Origin of the sequence: Mycoplasma cottewii, from assembly GCF_024918975.1 — a bacterium.
GTDB lineage: Bacteria > Bacillota_I > Bacilli_A > Mycoplasmatales > Mycoplasmataceae > Mycoplasma > Mycoplasma cottewii.
Genome location: NZ_CP103424.1, coordinates 137017 through 154712, shown reverse-complemented (window position 1 = coordinate 154712; position 17696 = coordinate 137017). Strand labels below are relative to the sequence as shown.

The window sequence follows — 17696 nt, the reverse complement described above, 5'->3', positions numbered from 1 at the left end:
GTTTTTAATCTAAGTTTTTAATAAATTCGTCAACTAATTGTTTATTTTTTTCTTTATCAATTTCTTGATTTAAGATTTTTTCAGCTGCACCAAAAGCTAAGTTTACAATTGTATTTTTAATTTCATCTTCTGCTTTTAAACGTTCTTGAGCAATAGAATTTTTAGCTTGATTTTGAATGCTTCTTGCTTGAGTTGTTGCATTATCAATGATTTGATTTTTTTGAGCTTCAGCATCAATTTTTGCACTTTTAATAATTGATAATGATTCAGTTTTAGCATTTTCTAATAAAGAATTTGCTTTTTGAACTTGAATGTTTGCTTGTGATTGTTTTTCAATAGCATCAGTTAAAACTTCATTGATTTTTTCTCTATGTTTATCAATTGCTTGTCTAAATGGTTTGTAAACTCATTTTGATAAAACAATAACTAAAACGATTGTTGCTAATACATGGGCAATAAAATTAGGTAAGTTTGGGAAAAGGTTTGCAACAATGTCGGGCACACCTTGAGTTTGAGCAAATAAAGCAGTGTTAAATAAACTAAATACCATAATATATTCTTTCTATCTAACTAAACAACAAAGATTAATAAAATAGCAATAACTAATGAATAAATCGCACCAGACTCAGCAATACCAGCTGCAATAATCATTGTTGAAGTGATTTTTCCGTGCATTTCAGGGTTACGTCCAATAGCAAGACACGCACCTTGACCAACTGCTCCTTGACCAATTCCTGCTCCAAGAACACCAACCATTGAAACTCCTGCTCCAAGGTATTTTAATCCTGTTCCAGTATCTGAAGCTAATAAATTAGGTAAAATGATTGATAATGCAGTAATGTAATTTGCTAATACGTTTGATACAAATGCTGTATATAACATGATTTTTTTCTCCTTTTTAATTTAATTGAATAATTTGTTTTTGATTTTGTGAATTATTTTCTATTCACATATTTTCAACTGCCTCATCTGCTTTATGAGACCCTTCATCAAGTTTAATTTGCTCTGCTCAATAAGATAGAGTTAACATAGTAAATACTATAGATTGAATTAATCCGTCAAATAAATCGAAATAGATATGTAACATTGGAGCTAATGGTGTCGTGAATACGTTCAATCCTGCTCAAAAATATTTATATTGTAATTTTCAAGCTTCATTAGCATCTGGAAACTCAGATGGATTTCATATGTAATAAGAAATTCAATGATTATTAACAGATTCTGTTGTTCAACTTAATTGAAAACCTATTAATAAAGCATACAATAATCCTAAAATAATCGATCCACCTAAAAGGTTACCAAACAAACGGAAAGATATTGAAAGTAACGGGGTAAATTGTGAAAATAATTCAATTGGATTTATGTAACGACGACAGAATGATCATCTTTGATATTTCAAACCAAAATAGTAAATCATTACAAAAGTAACTAATCCCATAGAAAATGTAACTGTAAATGATGTTGTTTGAGATTCAAATCCAAGTAGTGAAACTACTGATCCTAAAAAGATATAAGATAATAAATACATTGCATATGGTGTAACTTTTTTATATTTTTTACCTAGAATTGAAGTAACAATATTTTCAACTGTTAATACAAACATATTTATTAAAACTAAAAATCCAGACATTTTTTCATCTACATTATGAGATCTGATTTTCTTGTTATAAATAATAGAAATTGTACAAACAAAAACAGTTACCAGAAAAATAGTGATAAATGAACTAGTAAAGCTATCTCATTTTTTGAAATTATCAGCTATTGACATCAACATTAACTTGCTTCCCCCTTTCTTTTTTTATTTCTAATATCTAAATAAGAACTTATTGGTAGTAAAAATACAGTTGTTAAACCAATTAGAATAGATAGATAATTAAAAATTTTTCCATCATATAATACTAAAGATAAGAAAAATGGAATAACATACAAACCAATTCTAATAAGAAACATAAAACAAAATAGAAAAGGATTTTCATACTTAATCATAAGTTCTCTAGTATAAAACAACATTATCAATCCTAAAATTGATGAAATTTGACCTAAAATTAATCCAGTTAATCAATTTCATGCTATTGTTCTTGTACCAACCAAAATTGCAAAAACAATAACAAAAAATGATATTCATAATAAGTTAACAATCAAGGTTATTTTTGTTAAATTCCTTGAAAGCGCTTGTTTTAACATGCTTTAATAGAACCTTTCTTTTATATGGTAGTCCATGATATAATTTTACTCCTTTTTAGCTAAACTATCATCTAAAATTGTTTAACGTCTTTAATATTGACTATTAGAAGTGCGGTTTTTACTATTGAATTTTTAATTATTAATTTATTTTTGATTTTAATAATAAAAAACTCTTATGTAGAAATTAAATCTACTTTAAGAGTTTTTCAATTATTTAATTATTATTTAGTACCAAAAATTCTATCTCCAGCATCTCCTAATCCTGGAACGATGTAACCTTTTTCATTTAAATATTCATCTTTTGAAGCTGCATAAATTTCTACATCAGGGTGCTGTTGTTGGATTTTTTGAATTCCATTTTCAACAGCTACTAAACAAACAAATTTAATGTTTTTAGCTCCTCATTCTTTAACAATATCAATAGCTTTACATGCACTTCCTCCAGTTGCTAGCATAGGATCAACAACAATAACATAGCTTTTATCAATATCTTTAGTTGTTTTTGCAAAATATTGGTGAATTTCTAAAGTTTCTTCATCTCTATATAATCCAACGTGAGCAATTCTTGCTGTAGGAATTAATGCTTGAATACCATCTAACATACCTATTCCTGCTCTTAAAATAGGAACTAGTACAATCGGTTGATCAATTGTATAGCCTTTAGTTTTTTGAATTGGTGTTTCAATTTCAATTTCTTGTAATTGTAAATCTCTAAAAATTTCATAAACCATTAATTGAGCAATTTCATTTAGATTCTCTCTAAAATCTTTAGATGAAGTTTCTTTTCTTCTCATTCTTGTTAATTTATCAATAATTAATGGGTGTTTTAATTCAGTAAATGCCATAATATTCTCCTTTTTATCTATTTTATTTTAATTTAAAAAATATGCAAATATTTTTATTAGTTACAAAAAATTAAAAAGTGCTTAAAAGCACTTTAAATTTTATTAGAATATAGTTCATTTAATTTATTTTGCATAAAGTATTTATCTTTGATAATTTTGTCTTGTTTTATTAAGTTATATTTATCTAAAACCATGTTTAAATCTATATTTTCATTACTAATTTCATACATTATTTCGTCTTTAGATGAATAAGTAGTATTTCCTAAAATAGAAAAATCATCAGTAATTAATAACATATTTCTAGGATCTAGATTATATGTTTTTTCATCTGTAAAAATATTAGTTCCAAAATAATGATAATCTTTATTGTTTGAAAATAACTCTAACATAGTTGCATAAATATCAATATGACTTCTAACGTTTTTATTTACGCCTTTTAATATACCTTTAGCTTGATTACTGTTTGGATCGTTATTTTTATCTGGAATATAAACAAAAGCAAGGATTTTTTGTCTTAGTTTTACATATTCTAATCAAGTTAATTTCTTATTATAATAGATTTCTAAATCATTTTTATTTAATCCAGTATGTGGATGATCGCTATAAAATACAAACATAGTATCTTTTAATTTATTACCTAATTTTATAAATTGTTTAATAACATTGTCAAAATCAATAGCAGCATTTAAATATCTTCTACCTTCAGTTGATAGTTTATTAAGATTATCATTTTTAATTTCTACTTTATTTTTATAATAGTTAAATGGAGCATGTGGGAATAATAAATTTACATGAAAGAAGTTTTTATCTTTCTTGTTAGGATTGTTATTATTGGTAATAACATCATAAATTAAACTAGGTAGTATTTGATCATTAATAACATCAGTATTAAATAAGTTTAAAGTAGGTTTTATATTGTTTGATCCATCTAGATTTTTGATTTCTTTAAAGTTGAAAACATTGAATTTATCATCATTTCTATATTTTTTATCATCTGTAAAATAATATCTATTTTGATGACCTAAAGATTTTTCAAAGAAATGATTATAGTGATAAAACTCTAAGTTATTTGGTTCAAAAATATAGTTATTAAAATCAGTTAATACTCTAGGTAGTGAAAATTGAATTTCACTTTTTGTTCTTTTTAATTCTTTAGAACTTACTCTATTTCCTGTTGGTATAATTCCAGTTGAAACTCCTAGTGTACCGTCAGCTGAATTACCAACTCCTGCATTTGAATAGAAGTTGTCTAACACATATGATTCTTTTAATAATGCTCTTAAGTTTGGTAGATAATCAGTGTTAGTGAAAATATTATCTTTAGCGCTAAATAAATGATTAGTTGATTCAAATTGAACATAAATTATGTTTTTTATTGAATCTTTAATTTTATAAATTTTTGAATTAGCATCTAAATTCTTTTTATCATTAGCTAATATATTTTTAGAATAACTATTTAATCTAGAATATTTATTGATATTTAATTTGTCTTTATCAATATCTAATTTTTGATTATTTTTAACAAATGGATCATAACTTGAATAAAGTACATAATTTAATTTACCCATCATTTGCATCATTAAAGTTTGATTAGATGATTCAACTTGTACAGTATTTTTTAAGAAAGTATTATAATTTCAAAATGTTAAAAATGAAGTAGTTAATCCACCAGAAAATAAACACATAGAAATTAGAAATCTTTTAAATAATCTTATTGAAAAATTAGATTTGTTTTTCTTAACATTAACATCTTTAAAATACTTTCTATTCAAAATAAGATATGTTATTGCATAAATATCAAAAAGAATTATATAAATTATCAGAAGGTAGAATTTATACTCTAAAAAGTAACCCGCTCCTGCATTTTTTCCAGCATTTATATAAAATTGACTAGCATTTTCTATTTTATGATCATAAAAAGGAAATGCTGTAGTTGCATATTTTGAAACTCCAAAATTCATGAATAGATAGACAATTAATAAAATTAGAACTAGGTTCATTAATAGAATTCTTATTAATTTATTTTTAAATAAAAGTATTACACTAAATAATACTAAAAGTATTGAGATATCTCCTATAATAGCTAATACTTTATGTTTTAAAGGTATGGCAAAAAACGTTACAGTTTGTAAATAATTACTATTTAATCTTGTATAAAGAAAAGTGAAAAATAAACATAAAAAGATTACATATATAAATATATGTAAAACTTTGTCTAATATTTTTTTAGATTTTTGTGACATTAATTATTCTATTAATATTCTATGTTTTGATATATAGGGAATTGTTTACAAATTTCTGTTACTTGTTTAGATAATTGTTCTAAGTTTTCTTCTGATCTATCTTTTAAAGCGCTACCTATAATTTGTGCAACTTTTATAAATGTGACTTCTTTAAATCCTCTTGTTGTCATTGCAGGTGTTCCAAATCTAACTCCTGAAGTATAGAATGGTTTTTCTTGATCAAATGGAATCATGTTTTTATTTGCAACGATTCCAATTTTTTCAAGAGTTTTTTCTGCTACTTTTCCTGTAATTCCAATAGTTGATTTAACATCGATTGTTATTAAGTGATTGTCTGATCCACCAGCAACTAATCTAAATCCTTGATTTTGTAATTCATTAGCAAATGCTCTTGTATTAGCAACGATTTGTTTTGCATACTCAACAAATTCAGGAGTTGATGCTTCTAAGAATGCTTGAGTTTTTCCAGCAATTTGATTTTCTAACGGTCCACCTTGTGATCCAGGGAAAACTGCTGAGTCAACTTTTTTAGCATATTGTTCTTTACACAAAATAACTCCACCACGTGATCCTCTTAAAGTTTTGTGAGTTGTAGTTGTTACAATATCAGCATATTCCATTGGGTTAGGGTGAACTCCAGCAGCAACTAATCCTGCAATATGAGCCATATCAACCATTAACATAGCCCCTACTTTATCAGCTATTTCACGGAATTTTTTAAAGTCAATAATTCTTGAATAAGCACTTGCTCCTGCTACAACTAATTTTGGTTGGTGTTCTAAAACAATTTTTTCAATTTCATCATAGTCTAATTGTTCAGTTTCTTTACTTACACCATAAAATCTAAAGTCATAACTTGATCCTGAAAAGTTAATTGGATAACCATGTGTTAAGTGTCCTCCGGCATCTAAACTCATAGCAACAACTTTATCACCCTGATTTAAAATAGCTCTATATGCTGCTTCGTTTGCTGAACTTCCTGAGTGAGGTTGAAGATTAGCGTGATCTGCTTTAAATAAGTTTTTAATTGTTTCGATTCCTAAACTTTCAATTTCATCAACAAATTCACAACCTCCATAATATCTTTTTCCTGGATATCCTTCGGCATATTTATTAGTTAAAATTGATCCATTTAATTTTAAAACTGCTTCTGAAACGAAGTTTTCAGATGCGATTAATTCTATATGATTTTGTTGTCTTTCTAATTCCTTTCTTAATGGAATTAATATTTTTTCATTAATTTTTGAATTCATTTAATGTACAAACCCTTTCTATGTGTCGTCCTGCTTCAAAATCTGTATTTAAAAATGTATCTACTAGTTCTAACGATTTTTCTACAGCAATAAATCTTGCTCCAGTTGCTAAAATATTAGCATCATTATGCAAACGTGAAAGTTTTGCGGCTTGAGTTTCATAAACTAAAGCAGCTCTTGCTCCTTGAACTTTATTAGCAGCAATACTAATTCCAATTCCAGAACCACAAAGTACAATACCTTTACTATTTTTATCTTCTACAACATGTTTAGCAACGTCATATCCTATGCTTGCATAATTACATGATTGACCATCGCTATTTCCTAAATCAACAACTTCATAACCTTTTTCTGTTAAGTGTTTTTTAATAGCGTTTTTCATTTCAACTGCTGTATGATCGTTTCCAATATAAATTTTATCCATTTTTACCTCCCAGTTTAAAAATATTTTACAACATTATTAGATAACATTTATAGTTAAGTAAAATATTAGTAGGTGAATAGTGTGAATAAAATTAGTATTTCAAATGAAGAGTTTTTTCAACTTATAGATCAAGGTTGAAAAGTTATCGATGTTAGAGATCAATATGAATATCAAAACTTCAAAAGATTTGAACCAAGTGAAAATATTTCATATCCTGAAGTTATAAATAATCCACAATTTAGATGACCTGATATTAATGAAAAATTAATCATAGTATGTAATCACGGAAATAGATCTGGACTTACTGCTAGATTCTTACAAAAAATGGGTTATAAAAATGTTTATGTTTTAGATCGTGGAATTTATTCATTAGACTAATAAAGTAAAAATCATGCATAAGCATGATTTTTTTATCTATTTAAAAACTCTATTAAAAATGTAATCAACATGTCTTAAAAAGAAATTATTATCAAATAAAGATTCTAGTTTTTCTTTTGCTACATAATTTGTTAATGAACTTTGTAAAACTTCATTTTTGAAATCTAATTTATCTTTTAAACATTTTAATGTAATTGCTTGAACTTGATCGTAAATTTCTTCTCTAGTGACATTTTTACAATTTATTAAAATATAAGTTAATATTCTTTGAGAAAAATAAATATTTTTAGCTTCGTTAATATGATTTAACATTTGTTGATGATTAATAACAATATTTTCTAGTGTATCATTTGTTCTTCTAATTACATAAACTAGTAAATTAAATATTTCAGGTAAATAGATTCTTTCATTTGATGAATGTGAAATATCACGTTCATGTCATAAATTATTATTTTCTAAAACTGTTAAAACTTGAGATTTAATATAACGACTTAACCCAGCAATATTTTCACTTGATATAGGATTTTTCTTATGTGGCATTGATGAACTTCCTTTTTGATTTTTACTAAATCCTTCAGCTAATTCATTAACATCACTTCTTTGTAATAATCTAATTTCAGTTGAAATTTTTTCTAAAGTTGTTGCAATATTTGCAAATACTTCAACTAAGAATATGTGTCTATCTCTTTGACAAACTTGAGTTGATAAATTATCAACTTGCATATCTAATTTGTCAGCTACATATTTTTCAACTTCTACTTCTAAATTAGCATAATTTCCCATAGATCCAGAAATTTTAGCTACTTCTATATCTTGTTTAGCTAATTTAAAACGATTAATTTGTCTTTGAATTTCATCGAATCATAAAGCGAATTTTAAACCTAAACTAGTTGGTTCTCCATACATTCCATGAGTTCTTCCCATGATTAATGTTTTTTTGTTTTCTAGTGCTAATTTTTTAAGAGTTGAAGAAATATTTTCTAATTCTTTTTCAACAACAATATTAGATAGTTTAATTAAATAATTTTGAGCAGTATCTACAATATCAGTTGAAGTGATTCCTAAATGTATTCATTTACTTTCATCATTTAATTGTTCAGATAACATTCTTGTAAAAGCAACAACGTCATGTTTTGTTTCAGCTTCAATTTCTAACATTCTATTTAGATCTACTTTTAAATTGTTGTTAATTTTATCAATATCAGTTTTATCAATATAACCTAATTCAGATCAAGCTTCACAAACTAGTTGTTCAACTTTTAGTCAAATGTTATATTTGTTTTCATCACTTCATATTTTTGCTATTTCTTTAACTTCGTATCTTTTAATCATCAAATTCACCTTTAATTAAAATTGTTTGCTTACGATCTGGTCCAACTGAGAATCCTAAGAATGGAGTTTTTACAATTTCTTCAATTTTTTTCATGTATTTTTGAGCATTAATTGGAAGTTGGTCAAATGAAGTAACTTTAGTAATATCTTCATTTCATCCATCAACTTCTTCATAAATTGGTTTACATCTTTTTAGATCTAAATCATTTGCTGGCATTGAATGAATAATTTTTCCATCTAATTCATAAGCTGTACAAATTTTAATTTTTTCTTCAGTATCTAAAACATCAAATAATGTTAAGAATAATTCATCAATTCCACCAACTCTAATTGCATATTTTAATGCAACTAAATCTAATCAACCTATTCTGCGTGGTTTTCCTGTGTTTGATCCATATTCTCTGCCACGTTCTCTTAATTTGTTAGCTAATTCACCTATTATTTCGGTTGGCATACCACCTGATCCAACTCTAGTATTATATGCTTTAACAATTCCAACAACTTTATTAATATGTTTTGCGTGAACTCCTACTCCAATTGAAGCATTGTTTGCTGAACAGTTTGATGAAGTTACAAAAGGATAAGTTCCGTGATCAATATCTAATAAAACACCTTGTGCTCCTTCAAATAAAACAAATTTATCATCTTCAATTAAGTTAGCAACTTCATAACCTGAATCTATAATATTATTTTTAATTACTTCAAAATTACTCATTAATTCATTATAAATTGGTTCTAATTTTAATGGTTCGTGATTATAAACTTTAGTAATAATTTCATTATGATAATCTATGTTTTCTTCTAATAAAGCTTTAAAGTTTGGTTGTAAAATATCGCAAATTCTAATACCATAACGAGCAGCTTTATCTGAATAAGTAGGACCGATACCACGTTTAGTTGTTCCTATTTTATTTTCTTTTCTAGCTTCTTCTTGAAGTTCATCTAATAAAGTGTGTCACTCAAAAATTAAATGTGCTCTATCTGAAATATAAACGTTTTTAGTATCTATTCCAGCTTCATTTAATCTTTTCATTTCAGCAACTAAGTTTTTTAAATTAACAACTGTACCATTACCTATAATGTTTTTAACATCAGCATTAAATACTCCTGAAGGTACAATAGTTACTTTATGTCTTTTATTATTAAATTCAATCATGTGACCAGCATTATCACCACCAGCAAATCTAACTACAGCATCTGCTTTTTGAGCAAAATAGTCAGTTATTTTACCTTTTCCTTCGTCACCTCATTGACTACCTACAACAACAAGCGACTTGTATTTTTTCTTCATAAATTTTCTCCTTAAAGTATATAAATTTATTTTACAATATAAAATTCTTTTAATTCTACAATAAAAAATCTTATGCTTTTAACATAAGATTTTTAGTTATTATTAATACTCGTTGTTGTGGTATTCTTCAGCTAATTTTTCAATTTCACTTGTTCCTGTTAAACCAGTACCAGCAGGGATTAAGTTTCCTAACATAATGTTTTCTTTTAATCCTTGTAGTTTATCTTCTTTTCCTTTGATAATAGCTTTTGTTAACACTCTAGCTGTATCTTGGAATGATGCTGAAGATAATCATGATTCTGATTCTAATGGTGCTTTTTTAATACCAAAGATTTGAGCAACTGATAATGGAGGTCTTTGTCCATTAATAATACATTTTTGCACAGCTTGTTTTCAATTTTGAATTGTAACAATTTCACCTGGTAATAAGTCTGAATCACCACTGTCAGTAATTTTTACTTTGTTTAACATTTGTTTAATAATGATTTCGATGTATTTATCTGAAATTTCAATACCTTGTAAACGATAAACTTTTTGAACTTCTTTTAGAATGTAGTTTTGAACATCTTGAATTCCACCAACTTCTAATAATTGATGTAAATCAATAGCTCCTTCAGTTAATTTTTGACCTACATGAACATGTTCACCATTTTCAACACGAAGAATTGAGTTGAAATCAGTTTTGTATCTTCTGATTGTATCGTTTTCACCAACAATGTTTATTACATAAATTCCATTGTGATCTTCAATGTTTGATACTATTCCATCTATTTCTGAAATAATTGCAACTGATCCTTTTGGTGTTGTAACGTCAAGTAATTCTTTAATACGAGGTAACCCTTGAGTAATATCAGCATTACCAGCAACCCCTCCGGTATGGAAGTTACGCATAGTAAGCTGAGTTCCTGGTTCTCCGATAGATTGTGCAGCAACAACTCCAACAGGTTCTCCAACTTTTACTAATGAAGCAGTTGCTAAGTTACGTCCATAACATCTTTGACATACACCACGTGTATTATCACAAGTTAATACTGAACGGATTAATACAGTTGTAATTCCTGCTTTAACAATTTTTTCAGCAATGTTTTTATCGATCATTGTATTAGCAGCAACAATTAAATTGTTATTGTTATCATAAATATCAGCAAATGCAAAACGACCATCTAATCTGTCTTTTAATGGAACGATAACATTATCGTGTTTTGTATCAATAATTGCTGATACTTCAAATCCTTTAGTTGGTTCACAGTCTTCATTTACAACAACAATTTCTTGTGAAACGTCAACTAATCTTCTTGTTAGATATCCTGAATCGGCAGTTTTTAAGGCAATATCGGCCATACCTTTTCTAGCTCCGTGCGTTGAAACGAAGTATTCAGACACAGTTAATCCTTCACGGAATGATGATTTAATAGGGATTTCTTTAATATCTCCTTTAGTATCGTTCATCAATCCACGCATACCTACTAACTGAGTGAAGTTAGATACATTACCACGGGCTCCTGAATCCACCATTACAAAGATTGGGTTTTTTACATCTTTACGTAATACTGTTGATAATTCGTTTTGGATATTATCTTTAATTGTTGATCAAACTTCAATGATTCTACGTTTTTTCTCACTAGCAGTTAACATACCCATGTTGTAGTATTCAGTAATTTGTTCAACTTTAGCATCAGCTTCTTTGAATTCATCGTATTTGTGAGTAAAGGCAACAACGTCACCAGCAGAAATAGTAGTTCCTGATTTTGTTGAGAAGTGGAATCCTAGATCTTTCATTTTATCTAGCATTTCAGCTGTTTTTCTTGCTCCATAAGTTTGGAAGTATCTTTCAATAATGATTGATAATTCTTTTTTCTTAATTGGTTGTTGAATTTCAACATTATTAATTACATCATTAATGTTTTGGTTGAAATCATAAATAAACTCAGGTAATACTTCTTCAGCATTTCAAATACTGTTTGAGTTAATTCATGGGAAAGCTTTATCAAAGATTTCATTAAAGTATAATTTACCAACTGTTGTTAATAAGTATGAATTTTGTCTTTGCTCTTTATTGCTAAATTTTTCTTCTGGAAGTGCTGATAGTGGTATACCAATTAATGCATTTAATGAAACTTGTTCGTTTTTGTAAGCTGTAAATGCTTCTTGAATAGATGCAAACATCATACCTTGACCTTTAGCATCTTTTTCTTCAGTTGTTACATAGTAGTTTCCTAAAATGATATCTTGACCTGGAGTAACAATCGCTTTTCCATCTTTAGGTCCTAGAATCGCATTTGATCCTAACATTAAAGCTCTTGATTCAGCAATAGCTTCTTTTGTAATAGGAACGTGAACAGCCATTTGATCCCCATCGAAGTCGGCGTTAAATGCAGTTGTAACTAGTGGGTGTAGACGGATTGCTTTTCCTTTAACTAATTTAGGTTCGAATGCTTGAATTCCTAAACGGTGTAAAGTAGGAGCACGGTTTAAAAGAACTGGTCTTTCTTTAATAACTTGTTCTAAAGCTTCTCAAACTTTAGGGTCATTTTGTAATACCATTTTTTCAGCAACTTTAACGTTTTCTGCATATTCATGTTCTTGTAGTCATTGAATTACAAATGGTTTAAATAATGTAATAGCCATTTCACGTGGTAATCCTGCTTGATACATTTTTAGATCTGGTCCAATTGCAATAACTGAACGAGCAGAGTAATCAACACGTTTTCCTAATAGGTTTTGTCTGAAACGACCTTGTTTTCCTTTTAAAACACTTGTTAATGATTTTAAAGGACGTTTATTTTTACCTTGAACTGGTTTTGGTTTACGTTCGTTATCTAATAAGGCATCAACAGCTTCTTGTAACATACGTTTTTCGTTGTTAACAATAATTGATGGTGCTCCCATTTCTTTAACTTTTTTAAGTCTTTCATTTCTGATGATAATTCTTCTGTATAGATCATTAATTTCAGAAGTAGTGAATCTACCACCATCTAATTGAATAATAGGACGAATGTCTGGTGGAATAACTGGAATTACTCTCATAACCATTCATTCTGGTCTTTGGTTTGAACGTCTTAAAGAATCAAGAGTTTCTAAACGTTTCATTAATTTAGATCTGTCATTTGGAGATTTTTTAAGGTTAGATAGTTCAGCTTTAATAGCTTTGCTTTCTTTTTCTAAATCTATTTTTTTCAATAGATATTCAACAGCTCTTGCTCCAATACCGAATTTAGCACCTGTATACTTACCAATTAAAGTAGTTGCTTCGTCAATAGAAAATGGAACGCTAGTATTATTTAATTCTTCTAATAATCTATTAGCTTTTCTAGTGTCACGGTGTTCTGGATCATTGATTATGTTAATAACTTCTAAAATTGTTTCACGTAATTTTTCACGTGTTTTATTAATTTTAGTTGAACCTAGATCTAAAACTTCTTTTTCAGTAAAGTGTTTTGAATCTCCAGCTTCTAAAACTATGTGTGAAACAAAGTATACTACTTCTTCTAATTCTTTAACTTTTAGATCTAATAAAGCAGCAATTCTGTATGGTGCAACTTTTAACATTCAAATGTGAGTTACTGGTTCTTCTAATTCGATGTGTCCCATTCTTTCACGTCTTACGATCGCTTCAGTTAGTTCAACACCACATTTCTCACATTTTTTACCTTTATTCATAGGGTTTGCTTTTTTGTATCTACCACATGAACATTCATAGTTTTTAGTTGGACCAAAAATTCTTTCATCAAATAATCCATCTTTTTCAGCTTTTAATGTTTTATAGTTGATAGTTTCTGGTTTAGTAACTTCTCCGTGTGATCAAGAACGGATAGTATCAGGGTTTGCTAATTCAATCTTAATAGATTTTTTGTTTTTTATGTTTTCCATGTTTCCCCCTATTATTCTTCATCTTCTTCATTAAATCCAAATGATTCTAAGATATCTTTTTCATCAATGTAAGTTAGATCTTCTAATTCATTTTCAACATCTTGGTTATCAATTGATAGGTTTTCTACTTCTACATTTTCATCATCAAATAATTTTGATAATTGTTCTTCTTCTTCATATGCATTAATTGATAATCTATCACCTTGTTCATCAATCATATACATATTAAATCCTAATCCCATAATTTCTTTTGAAAGAACGTTGAATGATTCTGGAATTCCTGGTTCAGGAACACGTCTTGATCTAACAATAGCTTCATAAGTTTTTGAACGACCTTTAATGTCATCTGATTTAATTGTTAGAATCTCACGTAATGTGTGAGCGGCTCCATAAGCTTCTAAAGCTCAAACTTCCATTTCTCCGAAACGTTGTCCCCCGTTTTGAGCTTTTCCTCCTAAAGGTTGTTGAGTAATTAATGAGTATGGCCCTACGTTACGTGCATGAATTTTGTCATCAACCATGTGTGATAGTTTTAACATATACATCACACCAACTGCGATTGGTTTATCAATAGCTTCACCAGTTTTACCATCAATTAAAGTAACTTTTCCATAATTTGTCATTCCAGCTTCAGCCATTATTTCATCTAATTCTTTTTCATTTAATCCTTCAAATACCGGAGTAATTATTTTTTCATTTATTTTTTTAGCAGCCATTCCTAAGTGGATTTCTAGAATTTGACCGATGTTCATACGTGATGGAACCCCTTGTGGGTTTAACATAATGTCAACTGGTGTACCGTCTTCTAAGTGAGGCATATCTTCAACTGGTAGGATTCTTGAAATAATACCTTTGTTTCCGTGACGTCCTGACATTTTGTCACCTTCTTGGATTTTACGTTTTTGAACGATGTAAACTTTAATTACTTCTACAATATCCGCTGGTAAATCGATACCATCTGGATTTGATGCAGATTTAGCTTTGAAACGTTTAATTGATTGAACAATTCCTTCTCCACCGTTTGGAACTCTTAATGAGTTGTCTTTAACGTTTCTTGATTTTTCACCAAAGATTGCATGTAATAATTTATCTTCTGGTGATAATTGAACTTGACCTTTTGGAGTAACTTTACCAACTAAAATATCTCCAACTTTAACTTCAGTTCCTATAGCTACAATTCCTTCGCTATCTAAGTGTTTTTTAGCTTGTTCACTTACGTTTGGAACTTCACGAGTAACTTCTTCTAGTCCTTGTTTTGTGTTTCTTACTTCGATTGTGTATTCATCGATGTGAATTGAAGTAAATCTATCGTCCATTACAACTCTTTCACTCATAACAATCGCATCTTCGAAGTTGTATCCATTATAAGTTGAAAAAGCAACCACAACGTTTTGACCAATAGCTAATTCACCTTGATCCATTGATGGACCATCAGCAATAATTTCACCTTTTTTAACTACATCACCTTTTTTAACAATTGGAGCTTGAGTTAATGAAGTACCATTATTTGATCTTTCAAAATCAGATAATGTATAAGTTTTAATTCCTGATTGTCCTTGAATTGAAATCATTTTTGAATCAACGTATTTAACGATTCCGTCTTCTTTAGCAACAACCGCTTCTCCTGAGTCACGAGCAGCTTCAAATTCAATACCAGTTCCAACAAATGGAGATTCTGGTCTAATTAATGGAACAGCTTGACGTTGCATGTTTGCTCCCATCAGTGCACGGTTGGCGTCATCGTTTTCTAAGAAAGGGATTGCTGAGGTGGCAACAGAAACAATTTGTTTTGGTGAAACGTCAATGTAATCAATTTCATCAATTCTAGCCATGTAGTCATCACCATTAAAACGTGAAACTACGATTTCATCTAAGATTTTTCCGTTTTCATCTTGTTTAACGTTTGATTGAGCAATAATAAATTTTCTTTCTTTATCAGCTGTTAAGTATTCAACTTGATCATTTTGAATAACACCATTAACAACTTTTCTATATGGAGTTGTAATAAATCCATATTCATCAACTCTTGCATAAGTTGATAAGTTATTAATCAATCCGATGTTTGGTCCTTCTGGAGTTTCAATAGGACAAATTCTTCCATAGTGAGATGGGTGAACGTCACGAACTTCAAGTCCAGCTCTATCTCTTGATAATCCACCAGGTCCTAAAGCTGTTAATCTACGTTTATTAGTTAATTCTGATAATGGGTTAATTTGATCCATGAATTGTGATAATTGTGATAAGTTAAAAAACTCTCCAATAATTGCTGTTAAAGGTTTAGCATTGATGATTGTTGAAGTTTTAACTTTGTATAAATCACTTGTAGCTAATTTTTCTTTAACGTTTTTATCAATACGGTTTAATCCCATTCTGAATTGATTTTGTAATAATTCTCCAACTGTTCTTACACGTCTGTTTCCTAAGTTATCGATATCATCGATTTCACCAATGTTGTATTTTAAGTTTAATAAGTATGAAATTGTTGAAATAATATCAGGAACTGTAACAAATTCTTCAACACTTTCTTTAGTGATTCCAACTAAAGTAGTTATTTCATTTTTTAGATCATTATCTTTATAAACTTTTAGTTTTTGAACTTTTCTACTTCCACTGATTTCTTCTAAATAATTAACATCAAATGTCATTACACCAGTATCTAAAATATCTGAAATTTCTTTAATGTTTGATTTGTTAACTTCAGTATCTTTTTTAACTAAAATGTTGTTGTTAGCATCAAGAATATCTTCAGCTATGATTCTTCCAAAAATTCTATTTTTAATAGCTAATTTTTGTTGTAATTTAAATCTTCCAGCTTTTGTTAAATCGTATTTACGTTTATCAAATAAAATACCATTAATGAATTTAGAAGCACCTTCACTAGTTGCTGTTTCACCTTGTCTAATTTTTTTATAAATTTCTTGTACTTGGTGTGCTCAATCAACTTGTTGATCTCCAAAACTTGTGTCTTGATGTAAAGTTTCATTTATAACAGCATCATTATCAAAAATTTCTAATATTTGTTTTGAACTAATTCCTAATGCTGTTAAAAGAGAAGTTGCAGTAGTTTTTCTTGATTTATCAATTTTTACATATAATGGATTGATTGCATCAACTCCAGTTTTTTTAGAATCTGTTTCAAATTCTAATCAAGTACCACGACTTGGAATGATGTCTCCAGAATAAATCATTTCTCCAGTTTTTCTGTTTAATTCTTTATTAAAGTAAGCACCTGGAGATCTAACTAATTGGGAAACAATAACTTTTTGTGAACCATTAATAATAAATGTTCCAGCTTCAGTCATTAATGGGAAATCTCCTAAGAAAACTTCACCTGATTTATAAATTGAAACGTTTGCGATTAATGCTGTTTGTTTGTTTTCAATAATATCAATTTGGATTAGATCTGGTTTTTCAGCTTTTTTAATAGTTACTTCAAAAAAGTATGAATCCCCAGCACTTTGTTTGAAAGCTACTTGATTACTATCTGTTCTATTTTTTAATCATATTGTTAACGATTTTTTAATATCTTTTTCATCAAAACCTTCGAAATCTTTTTGAATTTCTTCAGTTCTGTTAACAGATAATTTTAAGTTTGCATAAATTGGTGCATCATAAATTTTTGATTCTTCTTTAGCTTTTCTTACACTAATTCTTGGTTCTTTAAAACCTCAATTTTCTAATGTTAAAACACTAGTTCCATCCATTGATAAAATAGGGAAGAACTCATCTAAAACTTCTTGAATACCTTGTTGTTTAAATCAGTTAAATGTTTCAGTTTGCACTTCAATTAAGTTTGGTAGAGATAAATTACCTGAAACTTTAGAATAGTTACGTCTTTTAACTCCACGGTTAATTTGTTGAATTTTGTAAGCCATT

13 protein-coding genes are annotated in these 17696 nt (G+C 28.3%); 1 reads left to right on the top strand and 12 read right to left on the bottom strand.

What is annotated here, in order from left to right; genetic code table 4:
• Positions 1-4: 4 nt before the first annotated feature.
• From atpF to rpiB, 8 genes are all read right to left on the bottom strand, one after another.
• Positions 5-550, bottom strand: coding sequence for a F0F1 ATP synthase subunit B (gene atpF, locus NX779_RS00640; protein WP_259430306.1), 546 nt, complete (start codon positions 548-550; stop codon positions 5-7).
• Positions 551-570: 20 nt separating this feature from the next.
• Positions 571-882: an ATP synthase F0 subunit C gene (atpE, locus tag NX779_RS00635; protein ID WP_259430305.1), complete on the bottom strand. Its 312-nt coding sequence runs from the start codon at positions 880-882 to the stop codon at positions 571-573.
• Between the two features lie 16 nt (positions 883-898).
• A complete protein-coding gene (locus tag NX779_RS00630; protein ID WP_259430304.1) occupies positions 899-1774 on the bottom strand; it encodes a F0F1 ATP synthase subunit A in 876 nt (291 codons plus the stop codon).
• Positions 1774-2184: an MG406 family protein gene (locus NX779_RS00625; RefSeq protein WP_259430303.1), complete on the bottom strand. Its 411-nt coding sequence runs from the start codon at positions 2182-2184 to the stop codon at positions 1774-1776. Before NX779_RS00625 ends, NX779_RS00630 begins: the two co-directional genes overlap by 1 nt.
• Before the next feature lie 221 nt (positions 2185-2405).
• Positions 2406-3029: a uracil phosphoribosyltransferase gene (gene upp / locus NX779_RS00620; RefSeq protein WP_004428096.1), complete on the bottom strand. Its 624-nt coding sequence runs from the start codon at positions 3027-3029 to the stop codon at positions 2406-2408.
• A gap of 92 nt (positions 3030-3121) precedes the next feature.
• A complete protein-coding gene (locus NX779_RS00615; RefSeq protein WP_259430302.1) occupies positions 3122-5272 on the bottom strand; it encodes an LTA synthase family protein in 2151 nt (716 codons plus the stop codon).
• Between the two features lie 11 nt (positions 5273-5283).
• On the bottom strand, positions 5284-6525 hold the full coding sequence (gene glyA / locus NX779_RS00610) for a serine hydroxymethyltransferase (protein WP_259430301.1): 1242 nt from the start codon (positions 6523-6525) through the stop codon (positions 5284-5286).
• A complete protein-coding gene (rpiB, locus tag NX779_RS00605) occupies positions 6509-6949 on the bottom strand; it encodes a ribose 5-phosphate isomerase B (RefSeq protein ID WP_259430300.1) in 441 nt (146 codons plus the stop codon). The genes glyA and rpiB overlap by 17 nt, the downstream gene beginning before the upstream one ends.
• 81 nt (positions 6950-7030) lie before the next feature.
• Here rpiB and NX779_RS00600 point away from each other — a divergent pair, with 81 nt between their 5' ends.
• The gene (locus NX779_RS00600; RefSeq protein WP_259430299.1) at positions 7031-7327 is read left to right on the top strand and encodes a rhodanese-like domain-containing protein; all 297 of its coding nucleotides are present in this window, start codon (positions 7031-7033) and stop codon (positions 7325-7327) included.
• A gap of 36 nt (positions 7328-7363) precedes the next feature.
• Here NX779_RS00600 and purB read toward each other — a convergent pair whose 3' ends face one another.
• From purB to rpoB, 4 genes are all read right to left on the bottom strand, one after another.
• Entirely contained in the window at positions 7364-8659 is a 1296-nt protein-coding gene (gene purB / locus NX779_RS00595; protein ID WP_259430298.1) for an adenylosuccinate lyase, read from the bottom strand.
• The gene (locus NX779_RS00590) at positions 8652-9950 is read right to left on the bottom strand and encodes an adenylosuccinate synthase (protein WP_259430297.1); all 1299 of its coding nucleotides are present in this window, start codon (positions 9948-9950) and stop codon (positions 8652-8654) included. The genes purB and NX779_RS00590 overlap by 8 nt, the downstream gene beginning before the upstream one ends.
• A 102-nt stretch (positions 9951-10052) precedes the next feature.
• Positions 10053-13820, bottom strand: a complete 3768-nt coding sequence (gene rpoC, locus NX779_RS00585) for a DNA-directed RNA polymerase subunit beta' (RefSeq protein WP_259430296.1) — start codon at positions 13818-13820, stop codon at positions 10053-10055.
• An 11-nt stretch (positions 13821-13831) separates the two neighbouring features.
• Positions 13832-17695: a DNA-directed RNA polymerase subunit beta gene (gene rpoB, locus NX779_RS00580; RefSeq protein ID WP_259430295.1), complete on the bottom strand. Its 3864-nt coding sequence runs from the start codon at positions 17693-17695 to the stop codon at positions 13832-13834.
• Position 17696: the final 1 nt, after the last annotated feature.